A 259-nucleotide genomic window follows, 5' to 3' on the forward strand; every position below is an offset into this window, starting at 1 on the left:
GCAATCAAGTGGTCGCGGATCCGACCTTTGCGCCTAAGAATTTCGACCCCACTCAAATTGCCGCTCTGACTTCCAAATTAGCCGTCGGCAGCCTGACCGCCGAACAGCAATGCCTCCTCGGCTCGTTTTATGCTTCCGCTGTGGGGACGTGTGGGGCGGTATTGGTCGAACAAAACGGCAACGACTATCATGACAATGATCCAAAGACGGTTGCGCCGGTCGACGTCGAGGCCGGCATGTTTTTGGCCCTCTTTTTAGC

The 259-nt window shown here is 55.6% G+C and carries 1 protein-coding gene; it reads left to right on the forward strand.

The window, feature by feature from the left end; genetic code table 11:
* A partial coding sequence (locus O4H31_RS19550; protein ID WP_269348182.1) for a hypothetical protein occupies positions 1–259 on the forward strand: 259 nt, incomplete at both ends.

Origin of the sequence: Sulfitobacter dubius, assembly GCF_027214245.1 — a bacterium.
GTDB classification, from domain to species: Bacteria; Pseudomonadota; Alphaproteobacteria; order Rhodobacterales; family Rhodobacteraceae; genus Sulfitobacter; species Sulfitobacter dubius_A.